Source organism: Anaerovibrio sp. RM50 (assembly GCF_000622005.1).
Lineage (GTDB): Bacteria > Bacillota > Negativicutes > Selenomonadales > Selenomonadaceae > Anaerovibrio.
In genome coordinates this window covers 18,705-32,750 of record NZ_JHWV01000022.1, presented here as the reverse complement: position 1 = coordinate 32,750, position 14,046 = coordinate 18,705, and the positions used below count along the sequence as shown (strand labels likewise).

Annotated in this window: 19 protein-coding genes and 1 other annotated feature (1 of these 20 cut by a window edge); of the genes, 2 read left to right on the top strand and 17 right to left on the bottom strand. The window is 41.5% G+C overall.

Going from position 1 to position 14,046, the window contains the following annotated elements; translation table 11 throughout:
* The 9 genes from T525_RS0110415 to T525_RS0110375 all read right to left on the bottom strand — a co-directional run.
* A partial coding sequence (locus T525_RS0110415) for a helix-turn-helix domain-containing protein (protein WP_027407157.1) occupies positions 1–246 on the bottom strand: 246 nt, incomplete at its 3' end.
* A gap of 232 nt (positions 247–478) precedes the next feature.
* Positions 479–958: a surface-adhesin E family protein gene (locus T525_RS0110410; RefSeq protein WP_156945725.1), complete on the bottom strand. Its 480-nt coding sequence runs from the start codon at positions 956–958 to the stop codon at positions 479–481.
* A 51-nt stretch (positions 959–1,009) separates the two neighbouring features.
* Positions 1,010–2,233 carry a DUF4041 domain-containing protein gene (locus T525_RS0110405; RefSeq protein ID WP_037325612.1) on the bottom strand — a complete coding sequence of 408 codons (1,224 nt, stop codon included), beginning with the start codon at positions 2,231–2,233 and terminating at the stop codon, positions 1,010–1,012.
* Positions 2,234–2,335: 102 nt separating this feature from the next.
* Entirely contained in the window at positions 2,336–2,584 is a 249-nt protein-coding gene (locus tag T525_RS0110400) for a hypothetical protein (RefSeq protein ID WP_027407154.1), read from the bottom strand.
* On the bottom strand, positions 2,577–2,783 hold the full coding sequence (locus tag T525_RS14985; protein ID WP_037325611.1) for a hypothetical protein: 207 nt from the start codon (positions 2,781–2,783) through the stop codon (positions 2,577–2,579). The genes T525_RS0110400 and T525_RS14985 overlap by 8 nt, the downstream gene beginning before the upstream one ends.
* Positions 2,784–2,819: 36 nt before the next feature.
* On the bottom strand, positions 2,820–3,227 hold the full coding sequence (locus T525_RS0110390) for a hypothetical protein (protein WP_027407153.1): 408 nt from the start codon (positions 3,225–3,227) through the stop codon (positions 2,820–2,822).
* A 106-nt stretch (positions 3,228–3,333) separates the two neighbouring features.
* Complete coding sequence (locus T525_RS0110385) at positions 3,334–3,636, bottom strand: hypothetical protein (RefSeq protein ID WP_027407152.1); 303 nt, start codon at positions 3,634–3,636, stop codon at positions 3,334–3,336.
* Positions 3,637–3,691: 55 nt separating this feature from the next.
* On the bottom strand, positions 3,692–3,922 hold the full coding sequence (locus tag T525_RS0110380) for a hypothetical protein (protein WP_027407151.1): 231 nt from the start codon (positions 3,920–3,922) through the stop codon (positions 3,692–3,694).
* A gap of 327 nt (positions 3,923–4,249) precedes the next feature.
* Positions 4,250–5,536: a hypothetical protein gene (locus T525_RS0110375; protein ID WP_027407150.1), complete on the bottom strand. Its 1,287-nt coding sequence runs from the start codon at positions 5,534–5,536 to the stop codon at positions 4,250–4,252.
* A gap of 428 nt (positions 5,537–5,964) precedes the next feature.
* On the opposite strand from T525_RS0110375, the gene T525_RS14980 reads away from it, so the two are divergent.
* On the top strand, positions 5,965–6,615 hold the full coding sequence (locus tag T525_RS14980; RefSeq protein ID WP_051533554.1) for a site-specific integrase: 651 nt from the start codon (positions 5,965–5,967) through the stop codon (positions 6,613–6,615).
* A gap of 265 nt (positions 6,616–6,880) precedes the next feature.
* Here T525_RS14980 and T525_RS0110365 read toward each other — a convergent pair whose 3' ends face one another.
* Genes T525_RS0110365 through T525_RS16360 form a run of 6 tightly spaced genes read right to left on the bottom strand, consistent with a single transcriptional unit; the run spans position 6,881 to position 10,267 of the window.
* Positions 6,881–7,537 carry an NAD(P)H-dependent oxidoreductase gene (locus T525_RS0110365; protein ID WP_027407149.1) on the bottom strand — a complete coding sequence of 219 codons (657 nt, stop codon included), beginning with the start codon at positions 7,535–7,537 and terminating at the stop codon, positions 6,881–6,883.
* Positions 7,525–8,031: a flavodoxin family protein gene (locus T525_RS14975; protein WP_051533553.1), complete on the bottom strand. Its 507-nt coding sequence runs from the start codon at positions 8,029–8,031 to the stop codon at positions 7,525–7,527. Before T525_RS14975 ends, T525_RS0110365 begins: the two co-directional genes overlap by 13 nt.
* A 26-nt stretch (positions 8,032–8,057) precedes the next feature.
* Positions 8,058–8,696 carry a GNAT family N-acetyltransferase gene (locus T525_RS0110355; RefSeq protein ID WP_027407148.1) on the bottom strand — a complete coding sequence of 213 codons (639 nt, stop codon included), beginning with the start codon at positions 8,694–8,696 and terminating at the stop codon, positions 8,058–8,060.
* A gap of 20 nt (positions 8,697–8,716) precedes the next feature.
* Positions 8,717–9,310, bottom strand: a complete 594-nt coding sequence (locus tag T525_RS0110350; protein WP_027407147.1) for an alpha/beta fold hydrolase — start codon at positions 9,308–9,310, stop codon at positions 8,717–8,719.
* A gap of 37 nt (positions 9,311–9,347) precedes the next feature.
* Positions 9,348–10,040, bottom strand: coding sequence for an aspartate/glutamate racemase family protein (locus tag T525_RS0110345; protein ID WP_027407146.1), 693 nt, complete (start codon positions 10,038–10,040; stop codon positions 9,348–9,350).
* A 47-nt stretch (positions 10,041–10,087) separates the two neighbouring features.
* The gene (locus T525_RS16360) at positions 10,088–10,267 is read right to left on the bottom strand and encodes a hypothetical protein (RefSeq protein WP_156945720.1); all 180 of its coding nucleotides are present in this window, start codon (positions 10,265–10,267) and stop codon (positions 10,088–10,090) included.
* A 197-nt stretch (positions 10,268–10,464) separates the two neighbouring features.
* Between T525_RS16360 and T525_RS0110335 the strand changes: the two genes are divergently transcribed.
* Entirely contained in the window at positions 10,465–11,784 is a 1,320-nt protein-coding gene (locus tag T525_RS0110335; RefSeq protein WP_027407145.1) for a hemolysin family protein, read from the top strand.
* 64 nt (positions 11,785–11,848) lie between these two features.
* Here T525_RS0110335 and T525_RS0110330 read toward each other — a convergent pair whose 3' ends face one another.
* Both T525_RS0110330 and aroF read right to left on the bottom strand, forming a co-directional pair.
* Entirely contained in the window at positions 11,849–12,739 is an 891-nt protein-coding gene (locus tag T525_RS0110330; protein WP_027407144.1) for a prephenate dehydrogenase/arogenate dehydrogenase family protein, read from the bottom strand.
* 3 nt (positions 12,740–12,742) lie between these two features.
* The gene (gene aroF, locus T525_RS0110325) at positions 12,743–13,756 is read right to left on the bottom strand and encodes a 3-deoxy-7-phosphoheptulonate synthase (RefSeq protein ID WP_027407143.1); all 1,014 of its coding nucleotides are present in this window, start codon (positions 13,754–13,756) and stop codon (positions 12,743–12,745) included.
* A gap of 91 nt (positions 13,757–13,847) precedes the next feature.
* Positions 13,848–14,046 (bottom strand) — a binding site (T-box leader); it runs 29 nt beyond the window's last position.

Sequence of the window (14,046 nt, the reverse complement as noted above, 5' to 3'; positions counted from 1 at the left end):
GCCGCCTTCACCGTTTAAATAACTAAGAACAGCCTTCATCTTTAGCTCTGCTGAGTACACACGATTATGTTCGTGAGGCATAAAAAATTGGATCCCTTCGGCCTTATAATGTCTTATCCATCTACGTATCGTGGAAGTATGAACTTGAAGTTGCTGGGCAGCATCTTTTAATTCAATTTCTTCAGATAAGTATGCATGAATGACTCTAATTATTTCTTCAGTAGTCGCTTTCTTTTTATGTGGCATAGAAAAATCCCCCTATAATGACAGTTTTTGTTTTTCACTGTCTCTTATAGGGGGAGCATATCATTAGCCGGACTGCTGTTGAGCTTTGTATAGGAAAATGAATTGTGACCTACTGGCGTGTGATTATTAGCATTCTAGTAGGCTTTTTTGGTATTGGGCTGTATGATTTTTATGCTGGTTGCTTTTAGTTGAACATCATTTTGAGATCATCTAAAACAGCGCATTCTCTATATCATGATTGTGTGTTTTTTTCAACGTTCTCAGAAAATTTAGTTGAATATTCGACTAGAGCATTATATATAATCTCACCATTGGTTCCTGGAATAACATATTCCCATGCTTGAATCTTGTTGTTTGTGCTTACAGGTTGTTCGTTGTAATCATAGAATACCTGTTGCAAATTTCTTAGCTTTTTATTGTTTTTATCTATTTGTGCTAAAACTTTGCCATATCTTATATTGGGGTCATCTAAATATTTTTCTGCATGAGTAGAATCATAAACATACAGAAACCACCCAGATAATAATTTTTTATTTATCTTGTCATTTGAATTTGTATATCTTATAGTATCGGTGTTTACAAACATCCCCATATTTTCGTCAGAAATTAGCCAATGCCAATGTCCGTCATCTTGCATTGCAGCATTAGTAGAATTTGGTAAATTGACTAGAAGAATTGCTATAAAAAACAGTTTTATAAATAAATTTCTCATGACAAAATATACCTCCATGTAAAATAAACCTCATTTTTAGTGGCGTATGGGTTAGCTATTTATTTGTTCTCTTATTTTCAGACTTTCACGGTACTGTTCTGCATCAGCCGTTCTTATGAATTCCACAGTTCTGTCAAAATTACTCTTTACCACTTGCTCGATTTCGTCAAGGGTGACATTGAAAAACTCACGGCGTGTATTAATCATGTTCAATTTTTTATTTTCAAAGGCCCTATGGAGGGCGGCTTCTAGTTTTGGTGCATTATCGCTAAAAATCATGGCGTGTACATCGAAATTGAATGGAACCGAAGCATCACCAAGTTCAGATACTCTGTCCATTGGGTCAAGCCTCCTGGTCATGCCTATTTTATATACGTTCTCACCAAATGAGCCAATGTTTGATATAACATATACATATCCTGCCTTTTGGTTTGCCTCCCTATAATCGACATCCTTAAGGTTTTTGTCTATTTCAGATAACTGCTCTTCAAGGGACCGTTTTTTCTCTAATAGCAGTTCCTTTTCTGTATCACTGGCAGTGGCAAGTTGAGCCTCGGTATCTTTAAGGGCATTTTTGTAGTGGGCCTGTTCCTTCTTGATCTTCTCACGTTCTTCCTCAATCTCCTGTTGGAGTTTTGCTTCTTCACGCATTTGAGCCCTCATTTCCCGCTCATGTTCTTTTTCACGCTGCTTAGCCTGCTGGTATTCAAGAGCCAGGTACATTTCTTGGATTTTTAAGCTGTAATACTGTGGATTAATAGATATTTGCATGGTCACACCAAGTTTTTGAATGGTGTTATAGGCCGTTTCAATTCTCTTTCGGCAGGAATCATAATTATTGTACTTTACCTTGCTTGTGACAAACTCGCATTCAGAGTTAAATGCCCGGAGTAGCAGTTTCTGAGTATCCCTTACCATCTTGTTTCCTTCACGCTTGCTACCGTTTACAGTCCAGTCCGTGGCACCGTAGGCGGCGATATTATTTTTAAGCATGTACTTCTGCTGTTCGCGAATGCTATCCAGTTTTTGTCTATACTGTTCAGAGTTTGTAAATTCATATTGTGGCTTATATAAGGAAAAGGACTGTAATAACAGAGCTTCATCAAGTTCCACCAGTTCATCTTTCTTCATTGATATTTCATGGTCTAAGGCTGAAGCTGCATTATTTAGGTTCGCTACATATTGTCGCATTTTAGCTAGTTCAGCTTCTTCCGGAGTACGGATTTCCAATGTGTCTTGCAACCAGTTTTTCAGTTTTTCCTTTAAACCAATCATATGTAGTAACCTCCTTGAGCGTGGGTTCAATATTTAAAAGATCCGATTTGTGAAAGCCACCTTCGTTGAATGGCCCTCATTTTTATAGGGATGTATTGGTAGTCAATCCACCAGACCGAGCTTTTTCCATTTATCGTACAATTTAGCTTTTCGTTTTTCCCACATGCCCCCTTCTCTGATTGGTGCCGATTCTGCACGATATTTGTATTCCCATGAAATGTTAAAAATTAACTTCTCTACTGCTTCGTCCTCATCAGCTGGCACTTCTTCCGGGTGGTTTTCCAGCCAAGCCTTTGCATCTTTCAAATCGTATTCCGGTAATGACTCTAATAGTTTTTCCATTTTAGTCATCTGTAAAGACCTCATCATCCCAATTATCATTTGGTCTATTTACAACTTTTACGATATCTTCCTGGGATATAGTATCGGTTTCTATGTCGCCGTCTTCCTTGTCTATATCGGCCTCATACACTTTCCCCTGCTCATAAATTTCAGCAATAGAAGCAGTTTCACCAGTTTTCAGCAGGACTCTGTCATATAACTTTATCATAAGATTCACCTCTTATTATTTTAAATAAATAGCTATTCAATAGTACACGCCAATATGCTGAGGTATCGTTCCTGTCTCTTGGTATCCATTAAATATCTCAATTAGTATCTTTAAAACCATAAAATCTATATTGTAATTACAGATATGCCATGTACCGCTTGCATTCTTAACCTGAATTTTTCCTTTAGCAAACAACTCATCAAAAGGAGGCCTTCTTTTCACCCGTTTAACAACCATCCTTTTGCGCCCGCTGGGCATCCTTCGTTTTCTCTCATGTATCTCTGGTTCAATAAAGGCATCCCGGCTTACATAAATCTCTCCATCCAGCAGATTTTCAAAACGCTTGTATTCTCTGTTATTTATGTCATAACAGCAATAAGCATACATGACCATGGCATCATCATAATCCACCAGCTTGGCGCAAGCACCGTGACCTATGCTCATTGCAGTCCCCCCTTTTTTCATGCTATTCAAGACTTTTAGTTGAATGACCCTCCATTTGGAAGAAACTATCGCATTATAAGACAGGACTGAGGTTACAAGAAGAAAATCAGACCCAATCTTTGATTCTTATTCCACCTATTCCTACAATCACCAGTTCATTCCATCTTTCCTTTATTGATCTTCCATCAAATATTTTTGCTTCAAACATTTCTTTTGCGGTAGAAAATTCGCATCCGTCTGGCATGTCACAATATCCTACCCAATACGGATTATCATAGTTTAGCAAACAACCTATATAATGAATTTCCTCCTTTTCTTCATTACGAAAATAAAAGGTGGTTTCATCCATCAATTCACCGCTTGATTCAAATCTAGCTAAAAACGTATTATAATCTTCGTACCATTTCATAGTTACCACCTCTCGATTAGGTTGGATGCTCCTACATTTTGGATGGTCGTATTGATTAATAAAAATGCAATGTCAACTGGCTAGCTATTTCGTTAAGTGATTTACCATAAAAGACTTTATCATTCATCATTTCATCAATATTTGTGTAATCCTTGCTCTCATCACCATAGCAAACAGTATATCTTTTGCTGCCATGAGGAATAATAAGATGGTTTTCTCCACCATACTCAAAGCCAACATCTTGCAGTTCATCGTCCAATACTTCTCTTAATCTTTCTTTGGTCATAGCATATCACTGTTCTCCTTTCTCATGTTGAATAACACAAAATTTGAGGGTAATAAAGCTAAGCAATTTTTATTATTTGTATGTTATCATTTTAAACAAAACTTGAAAACACTTCCCTGAACAAAAATATGACCAACATAAAAATCATGCGTTCTACTTTTTTGAGGGCGGGATGTATACCGGGTGATGGGGCGGTGCTCTCTTTTATTGCTGTGTGCAGACACGAATCCAGCTGCGATGTGAGTGTAACAACCTAGTCTCCTCATGGGGAACGGGACAGTAAAAAAAGGACTCAATTCTTTTTTTGAGTCCTTGGGTTATAGCCTCTCAATCAGAGCCGATATATTTCTCTAATTTTTCCTTTACAAAATCTTTGGAGATATCTTCACTGTACCAAAAATAAACTAATTTGATCCCATTCTCTTTGCAAAGCCGTGCTTTCCTTTCATCATGCTCTTTCCTTATCTTTAATCCTTCCTCCCCTCCCCATACTTTTATGGCTTTTTCATGCTGCACACCTTGATACTCAATGCCAAGGTTCAATTCCTTTATAAAAATATCAAGTTCCAGTCCTTCGAGGATAGCCGGTCTGTAATGAGTGAAGATTGTTTTATCTGTGAAAATATCCATGACATAATTTGTTAATATTGATTCATTGACCCACCTTTTGACCTTAAAAGCAGTTTTTATTTCACTAACGACTGCACTCTTTACTTCAAGGAAGCGTTTTCGTAGGGCTTTCGTCAAATATACTCTGCCATTTTCATCAATAATATATTTATCACCAAATGGCTTTGCATAATCAGACTGTTGATACATTATTATGGTTCTATCCGGTTCGGGCATTTTATCAATATAATCCAATAGTCGTTGTACGCGTGCTAACTCATCGTTTGATAATGAGTTTGATAATTTTATATCTGATAATATTTCGCTCATTGGTGGTAACAAAATACTTTTTACATCATCTGGCATTAATTCCTTAATGAAATAGACAGTCCCAGTATCAAAGTACCTGCCGATACCCAAATCGTGTAGTCCTGCTTGTAAATATTGACCATATTTCTTTTCGAATTTTGAAGCATATACATACTCGGTATAATCTTCTGTCGGCGTCACTTGATTACATAGGTGACATAGACCATCTTTGAATCTCAGCAGACTAAATATTTCATCTCCGTTATTACAATGATTATCCTCTATTATTTTATTTATACACGCTGGAAACCGCATTTCATTAAGCAATCCAAAAAGAGGATCTCCTGACACATGATGGGATGGATAAAAAAATCTGTCACATATAGCCAAATTATTTTTTATAGCTCTTCTTTGACAGCTACAGAAATACACCCCAGTATCTACTTTTTCGGAGAAAGCATAAAATTTCGTATGCTCATTTCCATAAAAATATTTTCCTGTATGAACATACTCATATGGTAGCCCTTCTTCTATATAGTACTCATCGTCTTGACATATAGTGTCATAATCTGTTGTATCGTATAAAGGGGGCGGTTTTTCTTTATCCTGGCTAGTCTCTGCTTTGTCCTCCCCATCTGTTATTTGAATGAATTGACCAAAAATGTATTTTATTAAATCAAGTATCTCTTTGACCATATTATTACTCCGTTATTAAAGCCAAAATAATTACTTCTACTGACTTTTTATATTGTACTCTACTTTCATATCTTCCATTGATCTAAAGCTGAATGCCCCTCCATTTTGGAAGAATAGTGTTGATAGTAGGTTAATGTATCCTTAGCAATACTAATGCAAATAATGATTATCTTTTGAAAAATTATATCATTACAAGATGTAGTTTCCAACAAAAATTAATATAGGCGGGCGTATATCTGGGTACGGATGCGTTCTTTTTTATATTCTGTGTGCAAACACAGCTCCCGACCTCGGTTGGGAGTTTTATTTTTATTCTTAATTCGGGACCTATCACCCACTCCTAAAACTCCTAACCCACGACATAATGGGGGTGTAAGTTGAAGTACAGCTTCAATGTCGAATATTAATTATGTTAGGAGGAATCAGTTATGAAGATCAGAGTAAACGGTATCAGCAAGGAAAACAAAAAGGTTATGGTAGGCCGAATAAAAAAAGATGTACATTACAAAAAATATTATGAAGGAATTTATGTACTCTTCAATACAGGAATGCGTATTTCTGAATTTTGTGGTCTGACTATAAATGATATTGATTTTAAACACCATAGAATCAATATTAATCATCAACTTCTAAATAGGCCAAAGATTGGCTACTATGTAGAAAAAACAAAAACGAAAAGTGGTACCAGAATTATTCCTATGACTCCTGATGTTGAAGCATGCTTTATAAAGATTATTGCAAACAGGAATGCACCAAAAATTGAGCCAATGATTGATGGCTATACAGGCTTTTTATACTTCACCAGAAGTGGGAAGATAGCATTTTCATATCATTGGGAAAATTATTTTAAGCGTATTGTTAAAAAATATAACAGGGTTCACAAGGAATCTCATATGCCTAAAATAACTCCACATATTTGTAGGCATACCTATTGCACCAAAATGGCAAAGGCCGGAATCAATCCCAAGGTTCTTCAATATATTATGGGACATTCCAATATAAGTATAACCCTCAATATTTATACCCATGTAAATTTTGATACTGTCAAAGATGAAATTACAAAATTACATGTTATATAAAATGAGGCTGTGGATAACTTAACAACACAGGATATTTATACCGAATTTTATACCTTTTGGAGGCAAAAATATGATTTTTTATGCCATGTTATGACAATTTAAAAAAATTCAGCTATTAACCAAAGCCTTGCTAGATAATGTTTTATAAGGATAATCAAGGATTTAGAAAAGTATCCCATGTTATAAACAGTTATGCATAGGATAAATTCCTATTTTTGATAGTAATAAAAGAATAAGCACCTAACCGAGGCTAGGTGCTTTAGTATCATTTTTCCTTATAAGGCTTATAATCCAGTGGCTTGGTACAGCCCCATTTGGCGGCCACTTTTTGAAAGTTTTTGCGCTGTACCGTTTTAAACATCAGCTTTAGGCACAGGCGCAGAGGGAGCGGAAAGATTTCCAGCCCGGTGAATTTACGGCATTCATCGGAAAAGAAATCGCCATTCCGGGCGAAAATCTGCCCCATTTTACGATAAGGCTCCGTAATTTTATCCCGTTCCTTGCCCTCAGCAAAACGTATGCCGAAATTGTCACCTTTTACCAGGGTTCCACCGTATTTGCACCCCAGCTGCCCAGCCAATAATCTTAAATAATTCTCACCGCAGCGAAGCTGGGCCCCTTCAGCAAAACCGCTCTGTAAAATAAAGGACAACTGAGTATTTTCATTCTTGGGTGCAAGACCTTCCAAAAACTCCATCAGCAGCCCCGGAACACACTCCACATAAAGAGGCAAGGCGATTATGATGTTATCATTTTCCTTAAAGGCTTCCCGGATTTTCTCCCAGTCATTGCGGACAGAAATCTCATAAACCTCACTGGAACAGCCACCCTCCTGAAGCCCGGCGGTGAACTTTTCCAATATCTTATCCGTATTGCTGAACTGCTTCACCCGTGGACTGCCGTTAATAATCAGTGCATGCATTTTGCCGCCTCCTTCAACTCAGCCACAGGATAAGCCCCCAGGGATTTGCTGTCCAGATTATCGGTACACCGGTCCAGCCACTGCCGCAGATAGTTTCTATTGGCGTCCCCCTGATAAATAATCCCAATATCCGTCCGCTTATCATAACGAAGGATATGCCGCATCTGGTCACCACGAAACTCCAGATAAATACAGAGAATCGGCAGTATCCGGTCAAAAACATTCTTCCCCTTATGATTCAGAAAACCAAGAGCCGTGTCCGAAATAACCCACAGCTGATCAACGGCAATAATTTTCTGTATTATCCCTGCATAATCATCATTGATAACACAGATGCCGGGATTCTTCAGCCAGCAATGACCACAGCCCATGCAATGGCTTATGTTCATATCAGCTGTATCAATGACTTCAAAAGCTGTCTTTTTCTGATTAAGAAGCCCTTTTAATATTTCTGACATATTGCTATTTGAAGTTGTGTTTATGATAAGTACCATAACTCCTCCGCAATGCCATACAATAATTACCCGAAAATCTGTCCCGGCAGGACCTTCTTTTCCTTTGGCGGGAACTGGGCTTCAAAGGCCTCCAGCTCCTCCGGATTTTCCTCGGCCACCATATAGCCGGCCGGTGGAGCATATTCCCCTGTAATGCCGGCCAAATAGCCCGGCTTTAATTCCTTGCAAAGGAAGAAGGAAGCATCCGCCCCCTCGGGCAGGCCATGATAGCGGATACCAAATTCGCTGGCGTAGTTAAAGCCGCTCTTGCCGTAAAAATCAATATTTCCTTCAAAGCACATGGCCCCACAGCCCAGCTCTGCCGCCTTTTCCAGGCAATAATCCAGCAACAGTTTTCCGTAGCCCTGCCGCTTAAACTCCGGTGCAATGGAGATTGGTCCCATGGCCATTACCGGAACATTTTGCCCATTATCAGTCTTAATATTAGCCCGCATAAATATATTCTGGCCAATGAGAATGCCTCCCTTTTCCATGACAAAATCCAGCTCCGGCACAAAGTCAGCATTATCTCTCAGCTTATGCAGTACATAATGCTCCACACAGCCGGGACGATACACGTTCCAGAATGCTTCCCGTACCAGATTTTCTACAGCATGGTGGTCCTGCTCTGTTTCACGACGAATTATTATATCTTTATTATTCAATTTTCTCGCTTCTTTCTATACTAATTTGACCTAATCCAATTATCCAAAAACTCCATTTGTTCCTCAGTATGGAACCAATGCTCACCCTGTTCCATAACTGTCAAACCACAATTATGCTTCTTGGCAAATTTCTCCATGGTTTCCAGGGAAGTCAAGCTATCCTTGCTGCCATACAATATTTCTGTTGGCACGCTCCAGCTGATGGGGTGGCTTCTCACATAGGAAAGATACTCCCAGGACAAATCCTCCCCAAACTCCGTGGATATGATCCCCTTGGCCTCCAGCTCGGCCTCCGTTACATTGGCCCACATCATCATGTCTTCAATGAGCCGTTCCATATTCACAATCGGCGAAATGAAATAGGCCTTCTGAACAAGTCCATCCAGATTTCCGTTCATGCTGAAAAAGGCACCGATACTATTGGCCACCAGTATTACATTGTCATACTGTTTTTTTAGCTCCTCGACAAAGGACTTTATCTCCTTCCCCGTTTCCCAAGGTGAGCTGGTCTTATAATCCAGCCCCACAACCTCATCATCCGGGAACAGCGCCTTATAATGTTCAGCCTCTGCTGCACTGCCGCCCTTTCCGTGAACATACAATACTAAAGTCATCCAATTCTCCCCTATTTACCTGTACTAAGTCTAACTATTAATCCTCCAAAGCCTTTAAGGCAGCCTCACGGGCATGAATCAGGGTAGTATCATATACCGGCAACACACTATCCGCAGCAGTTATCAGCATACCGATTTCCGTACAGCCCAAAATAACACACTGAGCGCCCCGATCCTTCATATAAGCAATTATGCGCTGATACTCCTCCTGGGAGGACTCCAAAACTTTACCGAGGCACAACTCATCAAAGATTATTTCATTAACAAGCTCAATATCCGCCTCATCCGGTATCATTACCTCCAGGCCGGCCTTTCTGAAGCGTTCATGCAGAAAATCCTGAGTCATGGAGAACTTGGTCCCCAAGAAACCCACCTTTGTCAGGCCATCCTCTTTTATCTTCTCTGCCGTAGTATCCGCAATGTGCAAAATAGGTATGCTGATATTCTTCTCAATATCCGGCACCAGCTTATGCATGGTATTGGTGGCGATAACAATATAGTCCGCCCCGGCATTCTCCAGCCGCTTGGCTGCCTCAGACAGAATTTTTGCATTGCCTGCCCAGTTGCCGGTGGACATATTCTCCTCCAACTCGGCAAAATCAACGTTGTACATCATAATCTTGGCACTATGGTAGCCCCCCAGCTTCTCAACGATGGTTTTATTCAAAATCTCATAATATGTAATGGTACTTTCCCAGCTCATACCGCCTAATAATCCAATGGTCTTCATAATTATTCCTCCCAAAAACAAGCTATCTCACTACTCGGCATAAGGTTTTACTTTCTGACCAGCTCACTAAAAATCTTATCCCGGTCAAATTCGCCGGTAATTAGACCCGGTACTTCCTTGTAGGCCTTGCAGAGAGCCAGGCTCATTTCCGTAAACACACTGCTCATCTCCTTATCCGTATATGGGCAATCATCGGTGACAATCAGGGTTGCAAAACTAAATGCCACCAACCACAGATTCTGAAAGTGCCTCGCTTTCTATCTCTAAAACTTTTGTTGCATAACTAATGTTGCATAACAGTTATTATACTATTCTTTCTCTACTTCCCTGTCAAGAAAAATTTCTTGCCGAAAGTTACCTTGAAGTCACACTTTTATGTTAAAATAATATACAAACTATTTATTTTAAAGGAAGTGTTGTTTTTTTGGATACCTATCACCCCACACTTATATTTGCCATAATATTTGTTTTGATGCTGATTAATGTATTTTTTGCCATGGCAGAGACGGCTCTGACGGAGAGCCACAAAAGCCGACTGGAAAAAATGGTTGATGACAATGTGCCCGACGCCAAGGCTGCCCTTGAGCTCTTCGAGGCTCCGGAGCTGGCATTTGTGGTGGTACAGATTGGCATTACCCTTGTCAGCATATTGATGGGCGTTGCCACCAGCGTACTTCTTTCCCCTGTGGTAGGTGAATATATAAGCTTCCTTCCATATCACGATACAGTTGCATTGGTGGCCAGCATTGTGGTGGTTACATACTTTACACTGCTTCTTTCAGAATTTTTGCCAAACTCCATTGCCATGCGCCACCCTGAGCAGACCCTTATAAACTGCCAGGGGACATTAAAGACTCTTGTAAAGTTAACACGCCCCATTACGGCCATTCTTGAAACCTCAGCCAGCTTCTTTCTCAGCTTCTTCGGCATCAATCTCAAATATGAGGACGTGGTCACCGAGGACGAGGTAAAAGACCTTATAGAACAAGGCACAGAGGACGGAACCTTTGAAAAAACGGAGCAGGATTTGGTGGACCGGGTATTCCACATGAGTGACCAGACTGCATATTCCCTTATGACGCCACGAACCCAGATGATGTGGCTGGATATTAATGATTCCCTTGAGCACAATCTGGACCTTATAAAGAATTCTTCAGAATATATTATTCCCGTGGGCCGCGACAGTCTTGATGAATTCTGCGGCGTAATTTACACCAAGGATCTTTTAAATGCAGCTCTTAATAATGAGTCCCTGGAGCTGGAGCCATTTATCCGCAAGCCGATGTTCATCCCCCGTTCCATGGAAACCTTCCGTGTACTGGAGCAGTTTAAGGAATCCGGCATCCATGAGGCTGTTGTCCTTGATGAATACGGCGGCGTAATCGGCTTTATTACCCTGCAGGACATTCTCATTGAGCTTATTGGCGATACAAACAACGTAAACGAACAGGAGCAGCTTCAGATTGTACCAAAGGATGACAATGAATGGTACATTGACGGCATGTGCTCCATTGATGACTTTAAGGAAAAATTCGATATCGATGAGCTGCCGGAGGAAGAACAGGACTATTACCAGACCATGGGCGGTTTCGTCACCTCCCTCTTCGGCTATATTCCTAAAAAGGGTGAAAAGGTGGAATGGGATGACTTCACCTTTGAGATAAGCCGTCTGGACAAATACAGGGTAGACAAGATTATCTGCACCAAAAAAGAGGAAGAGCCAGAGCCAACAGAAGAGGAATAAAACGTAAAAAACGAGGTCAGCATTTTAATATGCGAACCTCGTTTTTAATTTGACGTTTTTTTATTTAAATCAACTCATACATATTCTTGGTCTGCTCCAGAATACTGTCACGGCGCTTCTTGGATTCGGCGAAATAGTCGTGAACTGCCTGACGGTCACCGCTTTCAATAGCCACAATTACCTCTGCCAAAATCCCCTGCAGCAGCTTCAGATGGTTGGTTATGGCCTCCTGATTGGTCATGCATATATCTGCCCACATGTCCGCATTGGAGGATGCTATACGGGTAGTATCCTTAAAACCGCCTCCCGCCAGCTTAAGGCAGGCCTCCATATCACCATGGCTGCGATTCAAAAGGGTTACCAGTCCCGCTGCAGCCACATGGGGTATGTGACTTATTACGGAAGCACAGCGGTCGTGCTTGGCAATATCCAGGGTTTCCAGATCCGCCCCGGTGAGTCTAACCAGCTGGCAAATCTTATCAGTGGCTTCCTTTGGTGCCCCGGTATTTTCCACTATTACGTAGCACTTATTTTCAAAAAGGTCCTTTTTGGCTGCGGTGACACCGCTCATTTCACGGCCCGTCATAGGGTGCCCTGCCACATAATAAATATCCGGTGGCAAAAGCTCCTTCAGACTTTTCCAGATAAACTGCTTTGTACTGCCGGCGTCTGTTATAATGGCCCCTGACTTTAAATATGGCAGCATCTTCTCCACCATAGGCACCATCTGCAATACAGGGGTACTGAGGAAAATCACATCAGCATCCTTCACCACTTTCTCTATATCAGAAGAGGCGAAGTCCACTGCCCCCATTTCCATGGCCTTGTCCATGGACTCCTGGGTACGGCACTGGCCTGTTATATAAATGTCCTCTCCCAGCTTATCCTTCAGACAAAGTCCTAAAGAGCCACCAATAAGGCCCACACCGATTATGGCAAGATTCAATCTGGCCATTGATTATTCCTCCCTTAAAATGGCGGACATGCGCTTAATTTCAGCCATTACCTTTTTGAATTCCACCGGAGTCAATGACTGGTCACCATCGCACAGGGCCACCTCCGGATGTGGATGCACCTCGATAATAAGGCCGTCTGCCCCTGCGGCAATTGCTGCCTTGGCCATTGGGCTTACCATGCTGCGACGGCCGGTACCATGACTTGGGTCCACAATAATTGGCAAATGGGACAGCTCCTTTACAGCTACAACTGCACTGAGATCCAATGTATTTCTGGTGTAGGTTTCATAAGTACGGATACCCCGCTCACAGAAAATCACATCGTCACAGCCGGAGCTCATAACGTACTCAGCAGCATTGAGCCACTCCTTAATGGTGGCGCAAAGACCTCTCTTAAGGAGTACAGGGCGTCCGGCCCGACCAACCTCTTTGAGAAGCTGGAAATTCTGCATATTGCGGGCACCAATCTGAAGCACATCGGTGTACTCAGCCACTTCCTCCACGGTGCGCTGATCCAATACCTCTGTTACCACTTTAAGATTGAACTTGTCTGCGGCCTTGCGAAGCATCTGCAGACCATCCTCAGCCATGCCCTGGAAATCATAAGGGGAAGTACGCGGCTTGTAGGCACCGCCACGAAGGAACTGGGCACCGCCTTCAGCCACGGCCTGGGCGGCCTCCATAAGCTGGTCCATGCTTTCAACGGCACATGGTCCTGCCATTACCACAGGCTCGGAACCGCCAATTTTTACGCCACCCACATCAATTATGGAATTTTCCTGCTTGAACTCACGGCTTACCAGCTTGTATTTCTCAGTGATACGAACGGTCTTTTCCACCCCCGGCAATGCACAGTGCATTTCCAGCTCGCTGATGGCCTTCTTATCGCCGATAACGCCAACAATGGTACGTGAAGTACCGGTGGAAAGATGGTATTCCAAGCCCTCGGACTTGATTTTCGTTTTTACTCTCTCTAAATCCGCTTCTGTAGATCCTGGTGCCATTACAATAATCATAATTTTTTCCTCCTCCAAAATTAACAATAAACCTTCAGTCGTTAGTTTGAAGAAAATGTTCAGGCAGAAAAATAAAAAAACCCGTCCCCATAACAGGGACGAGTCATTACTCGCGGTACCACCCTGCTTGCCTTGGCAAGCCACTCTCTTCGGGTACTAACATACCCTAGCCTACGGTAACGGGGGCTTCCGGCAAGACCTACTGTCAGTTCAGCCTGCGGCTCACGAGTGTATTTCGTCAGTTTCACTTGCTGTGTTGCACCAACCCACAGCTCTCTGAAAAGCTCTGC